This is a genomic window from Halomonas sp. 72, assembly GCF_052379785.1.
Taxonomy (GTDB): Bacteria; Pseudomonadota; Gammaproteobacteria; order Pseudomonadales; family Halomonadaceae; genus Vreelandella; species Vreelandella citrativorans.
The window spans coordinates 59921-76212 of the sequence record NZ_JBQSYY010000017.1 but is presented as its reverse complement, the minus strand read 5'-3'; the positions used below and the strand labels follow the sequence as shown (position 1 = coordinate 76212).

Sequence of the window (16292 nt, the reverse complement as noted above, 5' to 3'; positions counted from 1 at the left end):
TTTGTTCACAAGAAGCTATTTTAATCCAGAGATAAACGTATGATTGAGCACTATTTTGCGGTTAAGCATCTTCATATGGCGGCCGCCTATGCGAGCCTCGTCTTCTTTATAGTACGTGCTTATTGGTCAGTGACTGAGCGACCGATTCTTAAGGCGCGCTGGGTCAAGATACTCCCCCATATCATCGATACGGCGCTTCTAACCTTCGGCGTGCTATTGGCCATCATGCTGAGCTTCTGGCCACTTCCGCCATGGCTCAGCGCCAAAATCACCGCGCTGATTGTTTATATACTGCTCGGTACAATGGCGATTAAACGCGGTAAAACACCAGCCATTCGGGCCGGTACCGCCGTGGCAGCGGTGCTTGTATTTATCTACATACTGGGCGTTGCGATGCATCGGACTCCGCTTTCATGGCTAAGCTGATGACGTTACCCATAAAAAGTGACGCCATTAGCGCTCATTACTCACCAGGCGGGAATAACATACCGACGTGAAGTTGGTAGAGTTCTGGCTGATGCGCTTCAGCAATTCGGGTGACGCGTTCGATTCCCTCCTCCAACAAGTGCACTTCTATTTGGCGGCGGTCTTCACGTCCTTGACGGCGCTCAACGAGTGATAGCTGCTCACAGCGATCGACCAATGCCACAGTGCCGTGATGCTTGGCTTGCAGCCGCTCGGCAAGCTCACCTACCGTTGCCCAATCACGCTCAGCAAAACCGCGTAAGTGCAGCAACAGCTGGTATTGCAACGCGGTGAGCCCATGCTTGCGGCAGATATCTTCGCTGCGACGTAAAAAACAGCGTAACTGATAGCGAAACTGAGATAGACGCTCGAAATCTTCCTTATCAAGCTCACCTTTTTGCACTGCTGTTTTTTCTGCCATGGATGCTCCTTAACGTGCTCGTGACGACTTTCCCCCGCTTGACAATACCGAAGACGTCCTCTAAAAATAAAATATCATTATATGATATATAGTCGTTTAATTTTAAGACACCAAGAGGTAGTTGAGATGAATGTACTTACATTTTTCAAAATGCCCTTTAGTCATCGCGCTGGTTGGCAAGCGCTTAAATCGAACTCGCCTTCCATTCCGACGTTAGCGTGGTGTGTGGTTCTTCCCATGTCGTTATTGCCCCCTTTAATGCTCTATTATGCAGGAACGCATTATGGCGATACCTTTATGACCGGTTTTGCTGAAAGGGAGTGGCGATTTATTACGACAATTCTTTTTTTGGCCGAGCTACTGACTTTTTTTATAATGGGCTGGGTTATTCACGCAGTCGTCAATGGTGTCGAGCAGCTTTCAATTAGCTATAAAAATGCCTATTTACTTGCCACACTCGCTCCTCTTCCCTTATGGATATCAGCCCTTGCGCTATGGGTGCCCTCGTTATTTTTCAATGTGATCGTCGGATTGGCGGCTCTAGGCGTTTCATGCAGTCTGATTTATCACGGCTTGCAAGCGCTCTGCACTCGTAACGAGCTGGATGTTGCCACTATATCAGCCACTTATACTATTATGTCAGCCGGCATTCTTGGATGGGGTGTTTTGCTCGCGGTTGTTTGGGCTTACTAAACGCCGTTGAACGCCATAGTTCTAGCGCATTTTCAATGTGCGAAGACGTCGCTTGTGAGCGCTAAAAATAACGCTCATCAGAAATACCCGAATCTAAAAAAAACCACACGGCCTCACTTTTTTAAGTTTTACGTGATAGGCCTCTTAACCAACCGTTATATTGACGAGAGACAAAGAAGATTACATGATTCATCAGGATACGATGTATCTGCTTCTCATATCTTTCGATAAGTAATATAGTCATTTATCGTTAGCCATGCCGTCGGCTTCAGCAGCTTTTACTTATCTTTTTAAGCCCCCTCCTTTTTTAAATCCATGGGAGTCGCATGAATCTCTTACGCCACTCTCTTGTAGCTCGTATTACTGCTTACCTCCTGGCCATCACGGGGATGACCGTTCTCAGCATCGGCTTCACCATGATGATTGCCCAAAATAGCCAAGGTGATGCAGCGGCGATTAATGTCGCGGGCTCATTACGCTTGAACAGCGCTCAGCTTTCTGAAGCCTTGGGCCCATTGACCCAAACGCAAAACGGGTCTCAACAAAACGTTAACCAACTGACTGATCAGCTTACCGCGAAACTGGAAGGCCCAGCACTCGCCGTTGGGTATCACTACACCCATGATGAGGTGCTTCAAGAGCAGCTTGCTGGGCTAAAAGCGCTGTGGCATAACACCTTAATCCCCCTGCTTGATGATGCTATTCACGGTAGTAGCAACGATATAGCACAAGCCAGAGTAGCGCTGAATAATCTTATTCATCATATTGACCAGTATGTCTCGACACTTGAAAGCAGCACTAAATCCAAGATGCATTTACTGGGTTCTCTGCAGCTGCTTTTTTTCCTTTTGATTGGTGTGCTGCTTTTCATTGCGCTCTACGATATTCGGCATAATCTGGTGACGCCACTCCGCCAGCTTAGAGTCCTGAGCCGCGAAGCGGGCCATGGCAACTTCCAATATCGCTCTAATTTTTCCAGCCACGATGAGCTAGGCCAGCTTGGGCGCGCTTTTGATCAGATGGCAGCGAGGCTGGATACGCGTTACCAGGCGTTGGAAGCGCGTGTATCTCGCAAGCAGGCAGAGCTTAAACGCCACAATCGCGCCCTCCAGATCATTCACAATGGAAGCCGTACGCTTTATGGGGGCGGCAATGACCTTTGCGCCAGCACGGCACCTATCTTACGCGAGCTTGAAGACTTACTGGATATCGGCCCTATCGTGCTTTCGCTGCGCAGCGAGCATGACGATACTGATATGGCAATTTTGGCAACCCACTCATCCGAGCGGCCTCTCTATTGTCGAGACTTAAACTGCCTTGCCTGCCTGGAGCCGCAACGAGGCAATGCAGTTGCTCGCAATGCCGAAGCGATCGTGCTGCCCGTTGCGGTTGGCGAGGAGATTCTTGGCTCGCTTACCGTGGGCTACTCTGCGCCCATCAACGCATCGAAGCAGCAGCTACTCAATACGCTTACCGACAACCTGGCCACAGCTATCTTTTTACAGAAGCGTATTGAAGAAGAGCAACAGCTTTCTCTTGTCAACGAGCGCACGATTATTGCCCGTGAGCTTCACGATTCACTCGCCCAGTCGCTGTCTTATTTAAAGATGCAGGTAACCCGCTTGGAACGTATGCAGGCGAAGCAATTTTCCGCCGAGCAACAACGTGGCGTGACCAGCGATTTACGTGAAGGGCTGAATAGCGCCTATCGCCAGCTCCGTGAGCTATTAAGCACGTTCCGGCTTAGTTTGGATACGCCAGGCCTTCAACCCGCCCTTCAGCAAACCATCAAAGAATTTAGCCAGCGGCTTGGGTTCCCGGTCGAGCTAACCTACCGCCTGCCGCCTCACTTACTTAGCGCAAGTGAAGAAATACACCTGCTGCAAATCACGCGTGAAGCACTCGCCAATACACATAAGCATGCCAAAGCTCACTGGGCACACGTTAGCCTGGTATTTAATCAGGCAACACTGCACTTGGCGATTGAAGATGACGGTATAGGCCTACAGGATGATCAGTCCCCCCCCATGCACTACGGGCTAGTGATCATGCGTGATCGAGCCAATAACATTAATGCCGACCTCCATTTCAATAATCGACCGGAAGGAGGCACAGGCGTTTATCTGTGCTTTACCCCGTTGACCGAACGTCTTATCAAGGAAGGAAGTACTTGAATATGGCTAGCGAAATTTACGACGAGCCCGCCACACTTATCGTAATTGATGATCATCCATTGCTACGACGAGGCGTACGTCAATTACTGGAAATGGAAGATGATCTGGCATTGGTATTTGAAACAGGAAGCCCCCGTGAAGGCATCTATCAAGCCATTACGCTTGATCCAGACATGGTACTGCTGGATCTCAATATGCCCGAGATGGATGGCCTGGAAACACTTAAACATTTGCGCGAAGAAGGTTATGCAGGCCGCGTCATTATGTATACCGTGTCAGATCAGGAAGACGACGTGGTCGATGCACTGCGTGGCGGGGCCGATGGCTACTTGTTAAAGGACATGGAGCCAGAGGATATGATTCATCAACTGCGCCAGGCTGCCAAAGGCCGCATGGCCATTAGCGAAAATTTAACAGCGCTACTTGCCCAAGCATTGCGCAACCAGCGTTCACTCCCTACGAAACCGTCTATTAATGCGCTTACTCAGCGCGAAAAAGAGATTCTTGCCGAGTTAGCCGCGGGCATGTCGAACAAGCTCATTGCTCGCAAGCTGGATATTACCGAAGGCACCGTCAAGGTACATGTTAAGCACCTGCTCAAAAAGCTAAGCCTGCGCTCCCGCGTTGAAGCGGCTGTTTGGGCCGTACAAGAAGGCCTCAATAAGTAGCTGAAAGCCTGCCATGAGTGGATACCCCTTAAAATCCAACTTCCACTTATTGCCATTTATTACACCACCTAGCGCATCATTAAAACTTTTAAAAACAATACATTAGATACTCAGCATACATACCTCGTAAGAGGTACTTGAGAGTTCCCATCCATTGACCTGCCTCATTCCCCCTCTGCTTGCTAGCGCGTATCTTTCGTATAAGCAGTGCTATGCGGCACTTTTCTACAAGGGGGTACATGATGGCCAGAAAAAATGCTGACATTGAACGCTGGGATGTCGAAGACTCCGGCTTCTGGGAAAACGAAGGAAAGCACATTGCAAACCGCAATTTATGGATTTCTATTCCGAGCCTTCTGGTAGGCTTTGCGGTATGGATGATGTGGGGCATGATCACCACCCAGATGCAAAACCTGGGCTTTCCTTTCACTACTGACCAGCTCTTTACCCTTACCGCTACTGCGGGGCTGGCGGGCGCAACATTACGTATCCCTGCGGCATTTATGCTTAGTTTAGCGGGGGGACGTAATACGGTTTTTCTCACCACAGCATTGCTGATCATACCCGCAGCAGGCACTGGGTTCGCGCTTATGAATCCGAACACGCCTTTCTGGATTTTTCAGGCACTGGCCCTGTTATCAGGTATTGGCGGAGGAAACTTTGCCTGTTCCATGAGTAATATTTCGAGCTTCTATCCCAAAAAACAGCAAGGCTACGCACTGGGAATGAACGCAGGGCTTGGCAATTTTGGTGTCACCACCATGCAAATCCTTGTTCCCCTGGTGATGACTGTCGGCCTTTTTGGTGTTCTTGCGGGCGGCCCCATGGAGCTTCAAAACACAAGCGGAACCTTGATTGGCCGAATTGAGGCGGGCACCCTTACCTGGATACAGAATGCGGCGTTTATCTGGGTGCTCTTTCTCATCCCTTTGGCCTTTGCTGGCTGGTTTGGTATGAATAACTTGCGCCCTATTAGCCCCGACCCAGGCACACCGCTACAGGCATTTGGCAAAATACTGGGGCTTTATGGTGTCGGTATTATTGCGACGTTCCTTGGCCTTGTGGCGCTGTCTTGGCTAAATATGTGGCTGGCTCTGCCCTGCACCGTCATTGTCACTCTGATCATGCTGCGCCTTATACCTGGCGAACAAATTAAACCTAATATCCAAAAACAGTTTACGATTTTCCGTGACAAACACACGTGGGCAATGACGCTACTTTACATCGTCACCTTTGGCTCATTTATTGGCTTTTCAGCGGCTCTTCCCCTTTCAATCACGATTATATTCGGCAATATGGCCGAAATAGCGGCCGATGGAAGCATTAATCGAATCGCCAACCCGGATGCGCCCAGCGCGCTTACGTGGTCATGGATAGGCCCTTTTATAGGTGCGCTGGTACGCCCTATCGGTGGCTGGGTAGCCGATAAATTCGGTGGCTCACTGGTCACACAAATCATCACGGTGGTAATGGTCTTTGCATCAGCCGGGGCAGGTTACGTCATGATGCTGGCGTACAACGCCACCGATCCTAACCAATACTTCTGGTTATTCATGCTGCTGTTTATGGTGCTTTTCACCGCCAGCGGCATTGGCAACGGCTCTACATTTCGCAGTATTGGCTTTATTTTTGATGCGCAGAAAAAGGGCCCGGTACTGGGTTGGACAGCGGCTATTGCTGGTTACGGCTCGTTTATTGCCCCCGTTGTGCTGGGGGATCAAATTCGTGCAGGCTCGCCTGAAGTAGCCATGTATGGTTTTGCCGTTTTTTACCTGGTTTGCCTGCTGATCAACTGGTGGTTCTACCTGCGCAAAAATGCCTATGTGCGTAATCCATAGTGGTTTGATGCCAATTAAATTGGGGACCTGGATATCAATGCTATCTATCCTATTGACGCGAAAACTCAGGGGGCGCCATGGCTACCCATCGTTTTAAGCAGAATGCGGTACTCATTGCCAACACCTTTGCGTTCACCATGTGCTTTATGGTCTGGACCTTGTTTGGTGAAATTGGCGTTCCTATTGCCGAGGAGTTAGCACTTAACGGAACGCAGTTTGGCATTTTAACGGCCATTCCCATTCTTACCGGTGCTCTCGCCCGCTTGCCCCTAGGCTCAATGACAGACCGTTACGGCGGGCGTCCGGTTTTCTTTATTGTGCTTTTGGTTATTGTGCCCGCTATCTGGCTGGTACAGTTCGCCACCGCTTATTGGCAGTTATTAATACTAGGCGCTTTTATCGGCCTATCCGGGGGAGCTTTTTCGGTTGGTATCACTTATACGGCAAAGTGGTTTGAAAAAGATCGCCAAGGTTTGGCAATGGGGGTATTTGGGGCGGGCAATGCAGGTGCCGCCGTTACCAAATACATAGCCCCTACCGTTATCGTTATGCTTGGCTGGCAAGCAGTACCCAATCTGTATGCGATTATCATGGTCGCAACTGCCGCTTTCTTTTGGTTCTTCTCGTTTACTGACCCGAGCCATCGCAATACACAACGTAGCTCCTTGCGTGAGCAGCTCAACGTTATCAACGACCCAAAAGTCTGGAAGTATTGCCAATACTACTCGGTAGTGTTCGGCGGCTATGTCGGCGTCTCACTATGGCTTACCCGTTACTACATGAATGAATATGGCTTTGGCATTCAATTAGCTGCCGTGATTGCCACTATTTTCGTCTTGCCTTCCGGCATTATTCGCGCATTCGGCGGTTGGTTATCGGACCGTTTCGGCGCCCACACCGTAACCTGGACATGCTTATGGGCGAGTTTAATTGCGCTCTTTATCATGTCCTATCCAGAGACCTACTATAGCGTTCAGGGCGCTGCCAATGGGGCTCGCGTGGAGTTTGGGTTTGGCATTCCCGTGTGGCTTTTCACTACCGCGCTATTTGTAGTGGGCATTGCGTGGGGAATTGGTAAAGCCTCCGTCTTTAAGTATCTTGCCAATGACTACCAGGAAAACCTTGGTTTGGTGTCCGGCATTGTCGGCCTTGCAGGCGGCCTGGGAGGTTTTCTACTGCCTATCATGTTTGGCGCCCTCGTCGACCTGACAGGCATCGCCACCACCGTATGGATGCTGTGCTTCGCGGTAACACTTATTTCGATTATCTGGATGTGGTGGACAGAAAGACGTGTCAAAACGTTTACAAAAGAGGCGGGAGATTAAGCAAATCATATATCCCCTCTTCTGAAAGCCGTTTTAAGTAGCGGCCTTTAGTAATTTGCGATGATGGAGTGTTTCTACCACAGTGATCAGCGAGCATTATATGCTGCTTATCTGCCGGTTCTTGGCGTGGTTTCAGCCACTCACTGCATTGCCAACCTGGCCCTTGGCTTGGGTCAGGTTGTTTTTGATTATCTTGATGGCACTTCCAACACTTAAAAGGAGTATACCATGGCGCGTTTTGACAACAGAATTGGTCTTATTACGGGGTCTGCCAGCGGCATCGGCAAGGAAATTGCCATTCGTTTTGCTGCCGAGGGTGGTACTCCTATCATTGCTGATCTCAACCTGGATGCCGCCAAGGCCACTGTCGAAGAGATCAAGGCCTCGGGCGCCGATGCGTTTGCGGTGGCAATGAACGTCACCGACGCAGCGCAAGTCGAAAAGGCGGTGAATGAGGTCATTGCCAAGTACGGCAAGATTGACGTCCTGGTCAGTAACGCAGGTATCCAGACCGTACATCCGCTGGTCGACTTTCCGTTTGAGGACTGGAAAAAGCTGCTGTCCATCCATCTTGACGGCGCATTCCTTACTACGCGAGCCTGCTTAAAACACATGTACGCCGCCAATTATGGCCGTGTAATTTATATGGGCTCGGTCCACTCCAAAGAGGCCTCTAAGCTCAAGGCGCCCTATGTCACCGCCAAGCATGGCATGATCGGCCTTAGCAAGGTGCTGGCCAAGGAAGGAGCAGAGTACAACGTGACGTCCAACGTGGTATGTCCAGGTTTTGTGCGCACACCCTTGGTAGACAAACAGATCCCTGAGCAAGCAAAAGAGCTGGGTATCACTGAAGAGGAAGTGATCAAGAACGTCATGCTTAAAGACACGGTGGACGGGCAATTCACTACCACTGACGATGTGACCGATGCCGTACTGTTCTTTGCGGGTGCCGAGAGCAATGTGATGACCGGTCAGTCGTTGGTAGTAAGCCACGGCTGGTTTATGCAGTAACCCGCTAGTCTGCTGAAAGCGGCTTGGTGGCTGAGGCCCAGGTGGGTAAGAGAGTAAAAACTGTGCCAATCATGCTACAAGAATGCGCCAAAGCCACCGCGCTTGCACATTCTCAGACACATTCTGGACACAATGAAAGACCGGCGCATTCTATAGAGGAGGTATTGGGACAGAAATGCAGAGCTTAGAATCGGAAAAAGCCCCTGAAGAATCAGGGGCTTTTCGAGATAAGTGGCGGAGGGACAGGGATTCGAACCCTGGATAGGCTATTAACCTATGCCGGTTTTCAAGACCGGTGCATTCAACCGCTCTGCCATCCCTCCGGCTTATGGGTGCGTATAATAGCAGTATTCCCTTGGAAGTCAACACCTTCTAGCCCAATTAATACAATCGCAGGCCTACACGGGTAATCGTGCCTTTTTCCATTTCGCTGACGACCCAGTGAATACCATGCCAATCCACATCATCACCCACGACAGGATGCCCGCCCACGCGCAGAGCGACGAACTCGGCGAGGGTCATACTATGCTCCCCCGGGCTTAGCGTTAAGCCATATGCTTGAGCAACGTCCTGCATAAGTGCGTCGCCCTCTAGCGTGAAGGTACCGAAGAACGCACGCTCATGCTTGAGGCCAGCGTCGCCATTGAATAAGCGGTTTAGCGCAGAAAGATCTTCTGTACGTCCTATCACACAGATGACATCGTCTAATTTCAATCGAGTACTGCCCTTGGGATGCAGCATGGTGTGATTACGAAACAGCGCTGAAATCAACGCACCCGATGGGAAGCGCAGCAGCCGGATGGGCACATCTTCAAGGTCCTGGTTTTCGACCACGTAAACAAACATCTCAAAATCGTTATCTGGCAAGATCCCCAGCGGCCCACGGCGGTTAGGCGTTGTGCCTACTGGCACCTCCACTTTTAATAATCGGGCTGCCAACGTGAGCGAGCCGCCTTGTATCAATAGAGACAACAACACAACCGCAAAGGCGACGTTAAAGTAAAGTGACGCATTTTCTACCCCACCAATGACGGGGAAAATGGCCAGCACAATGGGCACTGCTCCCCTTAAGCCTACCCAAGCGATAAAAAAGGTTTCACGCCAGCGAAATTTAAAAAATGGCTTAATGGTAATTAATACCGCCAAAGGGCGCGCAATAAAGATAAGCGCCAGCGCAACCAGGCTTGCGGGTAATGCAACATCCCACAGCTGGCTGGGTGTTACCAGAAGCCCGAGCACCAGGAAAAGGCCAATCTGGCTTAACCACGCCAGGCCATCGTGTACGGGAAGAATAAAGTTGAGGTGTCGGCCAGGCTGATTGCCGATCATCAGGCCTGCCAGGTAAATCGCCAGAAAACCACTGCCTCCCAGCACGCTGGTAAGCCCGAAAACGCTAAAGCCCAGCGCCAATGCCAGCATGGCATAAAGGCCAGGCGCTAAATCCAGCCAGCGGAGCAGCTTGGCGCTTAGCCAGCCACCGCCAATGCCGACAATCAAGCCAATACCAAATTGAGAAACAAAGAAGGTCAGGGTTTCAAATACCCCGCCCATATCACCGACCAAAAGCTCTACCAGCATTAAGGTCAGAAAAATCGCCATCGGGTCGTTGGTACCCGATTCGATCTCAAGCGTTGCCCCTACCCGCTCGTTGAGGTTCACGCCACGACCACTAAGCATTGAGAAAACGGCGGCAGCATCGGTGGAACCCACAATAGCGCCCACCAATAACCCTTGCACCAGCGTTAAATCAAACACCCACATAGCGATCATGCCCACGACCGCACTGGTGATAAAAACCCCGAAAGTCGCCAGCGAAAGTGCCGGCTTAAAACCTACCCGGAACGTTTTAAGGCGCGTACGTAAACCGCCATCAAGCAGAATCATGGCAAGCGCGAGGTGGCCAATTGTGAACGCCATTGAGTAGTCGTCAAAGGCAACGCCAAGAACGCCTTCCTCCCCTGCCAGCATACCTAGCCCCAGGAAGATGAGCAGAAGTGGCACACCAACCATTGACGAGAGTCGGCTCGCCAAAATGCTCAGTGCCATTAGAGAACCACCAATTAAAAAGAAGGTGTAAATTCCGTCCATGTCTCTCCGTCTCTACATCAATGCCACACTATTATTGCATGCTACCGGTAAATTTACTGTGCGAACTCAGCAGACCAACACGTTCAAGGCTAGTCACGCACCGTTTGTCAGGGATAAACTCCGCCATCTCGATATCAGGAGTTATGATTATGTCATGCTGCCTTTCTGGTTATAGGCACTTACGTTTTTTGATGGTGATTTTTTGTTTATTTTTCGCATATCCATTAGCTTATGCAGAACAAGACACGCCGAAGGAGGATCAGACACCGCTTTCTCTTGAAAGTGACATTATGATTCCTGACATGCTTTGGCCATCCGTTGACAGTGATGTTGTTGATGAAGTCCCCACTACGGCACTGGCACCTCCGGCTCCGCTTGAGCCGCCGCCATTGAAAAGCGTGCGTTTAATGCTGGACTGGTATCTTAGTCCTCAGCATGCGGCCTTGGTCATTGCGCAAACGAGAGACCTATTTAGCGCCCAGGGGCTGGAAGTGGAGCTTCAAACACCGGCGGACCCTGCGATCGCCATAAAACTGCTGACGGCGGGAGAAGTAGATTTAGCGTTAACGCGCCAGCCATTGCTTCATCTACTTGCCCACGAAGATGTTCCCATCACACGCATTGCGACACTGATTGAAACGCCTCTTAACGCCGTCATTGTCACTGGCGACGCTCAACCGGAAAATGCGACGCACCTGGCCGGGCTTCATTATGGCTACAACACCCGAGAAGGTGCCAACTTGCTGGTTCCCAAGCTCGTGCCGCGCTCCGTACGCCAAACCGATACATTTTTAGCGCCTCAAAGCGTTCATTTTAATGTGGTCAATGCGTTTACTGAAGAGAGCGTAGATGCCATTGCTGACGGCTTTTATCATTTTCTGCCCGAGCAATTAGCCTCAAACGGCATTGCTACGCATACCGTGCGCTATAGCGAGCTGGGCATTCCTCACCATGATGGACTAATTGTAGTGGCCAATAGCAACTCATTAGTCAAAAAAGCCGATACGTGGTCGCGTTTTTTGGTGGCTTTAGAAGAAGCCAGCAACTGGATGGTGGAAAATCCAGAGTCCGCTTGGGAAACGCTGATTGGTGCTCACCCCATTCTTGATAACGCAACCAATGCCAACGCTTGGCCGGATATTCTGCGCCGGATCGCATTAAGCCCTGCTACCTTGAACGCACGCCGCTATGCAACGTTTGAAACGTATCTTTTACAGCAAGGACTAATAGACGCTGAACTGCCCACATCACGTTTGGCCATTGACCCTTACACTCTTTAATCCGGGAGCGCTGATTGTTCAGGAGAAACTCGTAGCGGGGGCTTATCATTAAGACCTGTTAAGTGCAGGCACTGTTTTCAAGCAGCCTAGCGCTCATGGTGTTCCAAAAAGGCCTCAACGGCTTGCTGAAACGCCTCAGGCTGCTCTGCGTGAAGCCAGTGACCTGCGTTTTTAAGCGTTACTACGCGCGCCTGGGGCATCATCTCACGCAAGGCAGGCAGCATATCGTCCGTCACATAGTGCGACTGGGCGCCGCGAAGCACGAACGTCGGGCCTTCGTAAGGGGCTTCTCCCGCAGGCAAGTCAATAATATCGTCATACCCTCGCTGAATCTCATCCAGGCCTATACGCAGCCCCAACTCGCCTTCTTCGGTACGCGCTAAGTTGGTCGCCAGAAATAGCCGTGTAGATCGCGAATCAACGTGTTCAGCCAGCAGCTCATCGGCTTCACGACGATTTTTTGGCCGGCCTTCTCTAACACGCTTAAGGGCCGCAAAAATATCATCATGGCCATGCTGATAAACGACCGGGGCGATATCGCCTATTGTCAACGTCACTACGCGCTGGGGCGCCATCCTTGCAAGGCTGATAGCAACTTTACCGCCCATGGAGTGGCCAAGCACATGCGCCTGAGTAATAGAGAGACTATCGAGCAGTGCAATTACGTCCTGGGCCATTGTGGCATAACGCATATCATCGCTATGCGGTGAACGACCATGGTTACGTAAATCCACGGCAATGACGCGGCGCGAACGCTGCCAGACTTTCAAATGGGAGCGCCAGTTGTCGGCACTACCCATTAAGCCATGAATCACCACAAGCGGTGTCGCATCGGGAGTTCCTTCACTCTCCATTTCCAGATAGTGAAGATCCACCGTGGCAGCATCAGTCATGTAAACTCCCTAAGCGTTGATTAATCAGGTGATTGTCAACAAGGCCGTCATTGTTAAGCAACAACGATTAGCCGTACATTATTAAACCGTACGTGGAGAGAGGTCGGTATGCCCCGTCCAAACCACCAAGCGGCGCGTCAACCAGGCAAGCAGCAAGCCGTACAAGGGTAAAAAGAACAGCAGGCTGATGGCGAGCTTTATGGCATAGTCCACCGCAGCAATTTCTAGCCAGTTTGCGGCCATAAAGGCGTCAGGGCTGTTATAGAATGCGGTGGAGAAGAACGCATAAGTGTCAGCAAGATTGCCAAGCACCGTCGAGCATACCGGCGCTACCCACCAGGCCAATTGGCGCAAGCGATCAAATACCTGCACGTCCAGTAACTGCCCTATGACATACGCAAGAAAGCTTGCCAGCGCAATGCGCGCCACAAACACATTCCACTCACCAAGTGCTTCAAACCCGGCAAAACTGCCCCGCGGAAATACTACCGACACAACATACGACACGACCAGAGCGGGCAACATCACGCGCAAGATAATGGCGCGTGCAGCATTTTTGCCGAAAAGGCGGACCGTTAAGTCAGTGGCCAGAAAGATAAACGGAAAACTAAACGCTCCCCAGGTGGTATGGAACCCAAAGAGCGTAAACGGCAGCTGAACAAGGTAGTTACTGGCAGCAATAATGCCGATATGGAAGGCGACCATTACCACGAGGCAACGGCGGTACTGCGTATCACTTAGTGCAAACATGCAAAATGACCTTTTTTTACAAGCCAAGAGGGGTTAGGGAACCCTCATAAGAAAGCGCATAGCGCTGCTGGCCGCGCATTATACGCGTTCTTAACTGCATTAAAAGTCGCCACCCTGCCTATCAGCACTTAATTGACTCAATCACGCGGCGTTGCTTTATCGGCATCGCCGATAGCGCGTTCACACATGGCAATACGCACATCCTCCAGGCTTGCCGGGTCATCAATGGTGGAAGGGACCCCAAACGCCTTCCCATCTGCAATCGTGCGCAATAGCTTTCGCAATATTTTTCCAGAGCGGGTTTTCGGTAAACGGTTGACCACCAGCACCTGCTTAAAACATGCGATAGGACCAATATACTCACGGACACGCGCGATCAGCTCATTTTCAAGCGCCATTTCATCGCCGTTAAATCCATCCTTGGGAATCACCAAGCCAAGGGGGATTTGCCCTTTCAGCATATCGTGGATGCCAATCACCGCACATTCGGCCACCGCAGGATGCGCTCCCACCACCTCCTCCATTTCTCCGGTGGAGAGCCGATGCCCTGCCACATTGATCACGTCATCGGTGCGCCCCATAATGAACAGATAACCCTCTTCATCGAGGTAGCCGCCGTCACCGGTTAAGTAGTAACCCGGAAACGCCGCCATATAAGCGCTATGAAAACGCTGGGGGTCATGCCAAATGCCCATCAGGCACCCAGGCGGCATCGGTTGCTTGATAACCACACTCCCTTGCTCCATGGGTGCTGCGGGTTCGCCGTCGCGGCATAACACCTGTACATTAAATCCAGGCACCGGCAAGGTCGCCGACCCCGCTTTAATAGGCATGGTTGCCAGGCCTGGTTGGTTAGCAGCAATCGGCCAGCCTGTCTCGGTTTGCCACCAGTGATCAATCACCGGCACATCCAATAGATCATCCAGCCAATGAAATGTAGGCGGGTCAAGTCGTTCACCCGCTACAAATACATGCTTCAAGCTACTGATATCGTACCGGGAAAACAGCGCGGCATCCGGATCCGCTTTTTTAATTGCCCGAAAAGCCGTGGGCGCGGTAAAGAAGCTTTTGACGTTGTATTCCTCAATAATGCGCCAGAAGCTACCCGCATCGGGTGTATTGACCGGTTTGCCTTCATAAACAACGCTGGTACAGCCTCGCAGTAGCGGGGCGTAAACGATATAGGAGTGGCCCACCACCCACCCCACATCTGAGGCAGTAAAAAATACGTCGCCTGGCTCCAGGGCGTAAATTGCCTCCATCGAGTACTCAAGCGCCACCGCATAACCGCCAGTATCTCGTACCACACCTTTGGGTTTTCCCGTCGTGCCTGAGGTGTACAAGATATACAGGGGATCGGTCCCTTTTACGGGAACACATTCAGCAAAGGCGGCGCTGGCCACTAAATCCTTCCAGTTATAATCACGATCGCCCAAGGTAGCCGGTGCTATGTCACGCTGATAAATCACACAGGCATTCGGCTGGTGAGTACTTAATGCCAGCGCCTGGTCAATGATTGGCTTATAGGGAATGACCTTATCCACCTCAACACCACAGGAGGCAGCAACCACCACGCTGGGTTCAGCATCCTCGATTCTTGCCGCAAGCTCGTGAGGCGCAAAACCGCCAAAAACGACGGAATGGACGGCCCCAAGCCGCGCACAGGCGTACATCGCGACCAAGGCTTCAGGAATCATGGGCATATAAATCACCACGCGATCCCCTTTTTTTACGCCAAGTTCGGAAAGCGCACCGGCAAAGTAGGCTACCTGATCACGCAGTTGCCGGTAGGTTAGCGTTGCCTTGGCATGCGTTACAGGTGAATCCCAGTAAATAGCTGGCTGTTCCGCTCGGCCCTGCTCAACATGGTGGTCGAGCGCGGCATAGCAGATGTTGATCTCACCATCGCTAAACCAGCGAGCATGCTGCTGGTCATCATAGGTAAGAATCCGTGTAGGTGGCGTAAACCAGGGCAGGCGTTTGGCCTGCTCAGCCCAGAAGTGTTCGGGCTGACTGTTCGCTTGCAGGTAGGATTCTTGGTAGCGGCTCATAATGACCCTGTCTTTATTGTATTATCGAAGTAGCATTGAATAGCTTCTACTCTATAAAGTAATTGCCGTACTCACCCTCATACTATCGGCTAAAGACGGACAATGGGCCAGGGAAGACGTTAAAGAGCCAGCGTTATCATTGATTAACCGTTAAATGAAGATTTGGACAAAACTCACTAAATTACCGATTATTAAATTAATCATCGTTGCACTGCGGCGATGGCATAACAATTGATAAAAATGCATGTATAAACACTAAAAATAACCGCTTCCCGTCCAGTGTAGGCAAGGAGATTATGATGTCTGCGTCCTCAAGCGCCGCTGCATGTCTGCTCGAAAATAACTGCCAAAACCTTGTATCCGCTACGAATTTATTAAAAGCCTTGGCGAATGAAAAACGCCTACAAATACTCTGCTTACTGGCCGAGGAGGAGCTTTCGGTCACGCAAATTAATCAGCAGCTTTCACTGAGCCAATCGGCGCTTTCGCAACATCTGGCTATTTTACGCAGGGATGAGCTGGTCAATACACGACGTGAGTCACAAACCATTTATTACTCCTTGCGTAGCGACAGCGCCAAGGCAATTTTAGACACCCTGGCGCAGCACTATACAACGTAAAAAACGCACTGTTTT

General features: G+C 50.8%; 14 protein-coding genes and 1 tRNA gene. 9 read left to right on the top strand and 6 right to left on the bottom strand.

The features are described 5' to 3' along the window. Nucleotides 1-39: 39 nt before the first annotated feature. Entirely contained in the window at nucleotides 40-426 is a 387-nt protein-coding gene (locus ACT3T6_RS14230; RefSeq protein WP_193054581.1) for a SirB2 family protein, read from the top strand. A 37-nt stretch (nucleotides 427-463) separates the two neighbouring features. On the opposite strand, the gene ACT3T6_RS14225 is transcribed toward ACT3T6_RS14230, so the two are convergent. Further along, nucleotides 464-886, bottom strand: coding sequence for a MarR family winged helix-turn-helix transcriptional regulator (locus ACT3T6_RS14225; RefSeq protein ID WP_193054582.1), 423 nt, complete (start codon nucleotides 884-886; stop codon nucleotides 464-466). Between the two features lie 81 nt (nucleotides 887-967). Here ACT3T6_RS14225 and ACT3T6_RS14220 point away from each other — a divergent pair, with 81 nt between their 5' ends. The 6 genes from ACT3T6_RS14220 to ACT3T6_RS14195 all read left to right on the top strand — a co-directional run bounded on the left by ACT3T6_RS14220 (nucleotide 968) and on the right by ACT3T6_RS14195 (nucleotide 8595). Beyond that, a complete protein-coding gene (locus tag ACT3T6_RS14220; RefSeq protein ID WP_353744594.1) occupies nucleotides 968-1579 on the top strand; it encodes a Yip1 family protein in 612 nt (203 codons plus the stop codon). Nucleotides 1580-1905: 326 nt separating this feature from the next. After that, nucleotides 1906-3753: a histidine kinase gene (locus ACT3T6_RS14215; protein ID WP_193054583.1), complete on the top strand. Its 1848-nt coding sequence runs from the start codon at nucleotides 1906-1908 to the stop codon at nucleotides 3751-3753. 2 nt (nucleotides 3754-3755) lie between these two features. Next, nucleotides 3756-4421, top strand: coding sequence for a two-component system response regulator NarL (gene narL / locus ACT3T6_RS14210; RefSeq protein ID WP_193054584.1), 666 nt, complete (start codon nucleotides 3756-3758; stop codon nucleotides 4419-4421). 242 nt (nucleotides 4422-4663) lie between these two features. Further along, nucleotides 4664-6259: an antiporter gene (locus ACT3T6_RS14205; RefSeq protein ID WP_193054611.1), complete on the top strand. Its 1596-nt coding sequence runs from the start codon at nucleotides 4664-4666 to the stop codon at nucleotides 6257-6259. Nucleotides 6260-6336: 77 nt separating this feature from the next. Beyond that, on the top strand, nucleotides 6337-7584 hold the full coding sequence (locus tag ACT3T6_RS14200; protein WP_193054585.1) for an MFS transporter: 1248 nt from the start codon (nucleotides 6337-6339) through the stop codon (nucleotides 7582-7584). 228 nt (nucleotides 7585-7812) lie between these two features. Beyond that, nucleotides 7813-8595, top strand: coding sequence for a 3-hydroxybutyrate dehydrogenase (locus ACT3T6_RS14195; protein WP_193054586.1), 783 nt, complete (start codon nucleotides 7813-7815; stop codon nucleotides 8593-8595). Nucleotides 8596-8827: 232 nt separating this feature from the next. On the opposite strand, the gene ACT3T6_RS14190 is transcribed toward ACT3T6_RS14195, so the two are convergent. Together ACT3T6_RS14190 and ACT3T6_RS14185 are read right to left on the bottom strand one after the other, a co-directional pair. Beyond that, nucleotides 8828-8918, bottom strand: a tRNA-Ser gene (locus tag ACT3T6_RS14190). Nucleotides 8919-8976: 58 nt separating this feature from the next. Further along, on the bottom strand, nucleotides 8977-10683 hold the full coding sequence (locus ACT3T6_RS14185; RefSeq protein ID WP_193054587.1) for a potassium/proton antiporter: 1707 nt from the start codon (nucleotides 10681-10683) through the stop codon (nucleotides 8977-8979). A 290-nt stretch (nucleotides 10684-10973) separates the two neighbouring features. On the opposite strand from ACT3T6_RS14185, the gene ACT3T6_RS14180 reads away from it, so the two are divergent. Next, nucleotides 10974-11963, top strand: coding sequence for an ABC transporter substrate-binding protein (locus ACT3T6_RS14180; protein WP_444625954.1), 990 nt, complete (start codon nucleotides 10974-10976; stop codon nucleotides 11961-11963). Nucleotides 11964-12049: 86 nt separating this feature from the next. On the opposite strand, the gene ACT3T6_RS14175 is transcribed toward ACT3T6_RS14180, so the two are convergent. The 3 genes from ACT3T6_RS14175 to ACT3T6_RS14165 form a co-directional block, all read right to left on the bottom strand. Continuing rightward, nucleotides 12050-12856, bottom strand: coding sequence for an alpha/beta fold hydrolase (locus ACT3T6_RS14175; protein WP_193054589.1), 807 nt, complete (start codon nucleotides 12854-12856; stop codon nucleotides 12050-12052). An 81-nt stretch (nucleotides 12857-12937) separates the two neighbouring features. After that, on the bottom strand, nucleotides 12938-13606 hold the full coding sequence (locus tag ACT3T6_RS14170; RefSeq protein ID WP_172118764.1) for a 7-cyano-7-deazaguanine/7-aminomethyl-7-deazaguanine transporter: 669 nt from the start codon (nucleotides 13604-13606) through the stop codon (nucleotides 12938-12940). A gap of 137 nt (nucleotides 13607-13743) precedes the next feature. Beyond that, the gene (locus ACT3T6_RS14165) at nucleotides 13744-15657 is read right to left on the bottom strand and encodes a propionyl-CoA synthetase (protein WP_193054590.1); all 1914 of its coding nucleotides are present in this window, start codon (nucleotides 15655-15657) and stop codon (nucleotides 13744-13746) included. Between the two features lie 299 nt (nucleotides 15658-15956). Here ACT3T6_RS14165 and ACT3T6_RS14160 point away from each other — a divergent pair, with 299 nt between their 5' ends. After that, nucleotides 15957-16277 (top strand): ArsR/SmtB family transcription factor, encoded by a 321-nt coding sequence (locus tag ACT3T6_RS14160; protein ID WP_087111368.1) that lies wholly within the window; start codon nucleotides 15957-15959, stop codon nucleotides 16275-16277. The last annotated feature ends 15 nt before the right edge of the window (nucleotides 16278-16292 follow it).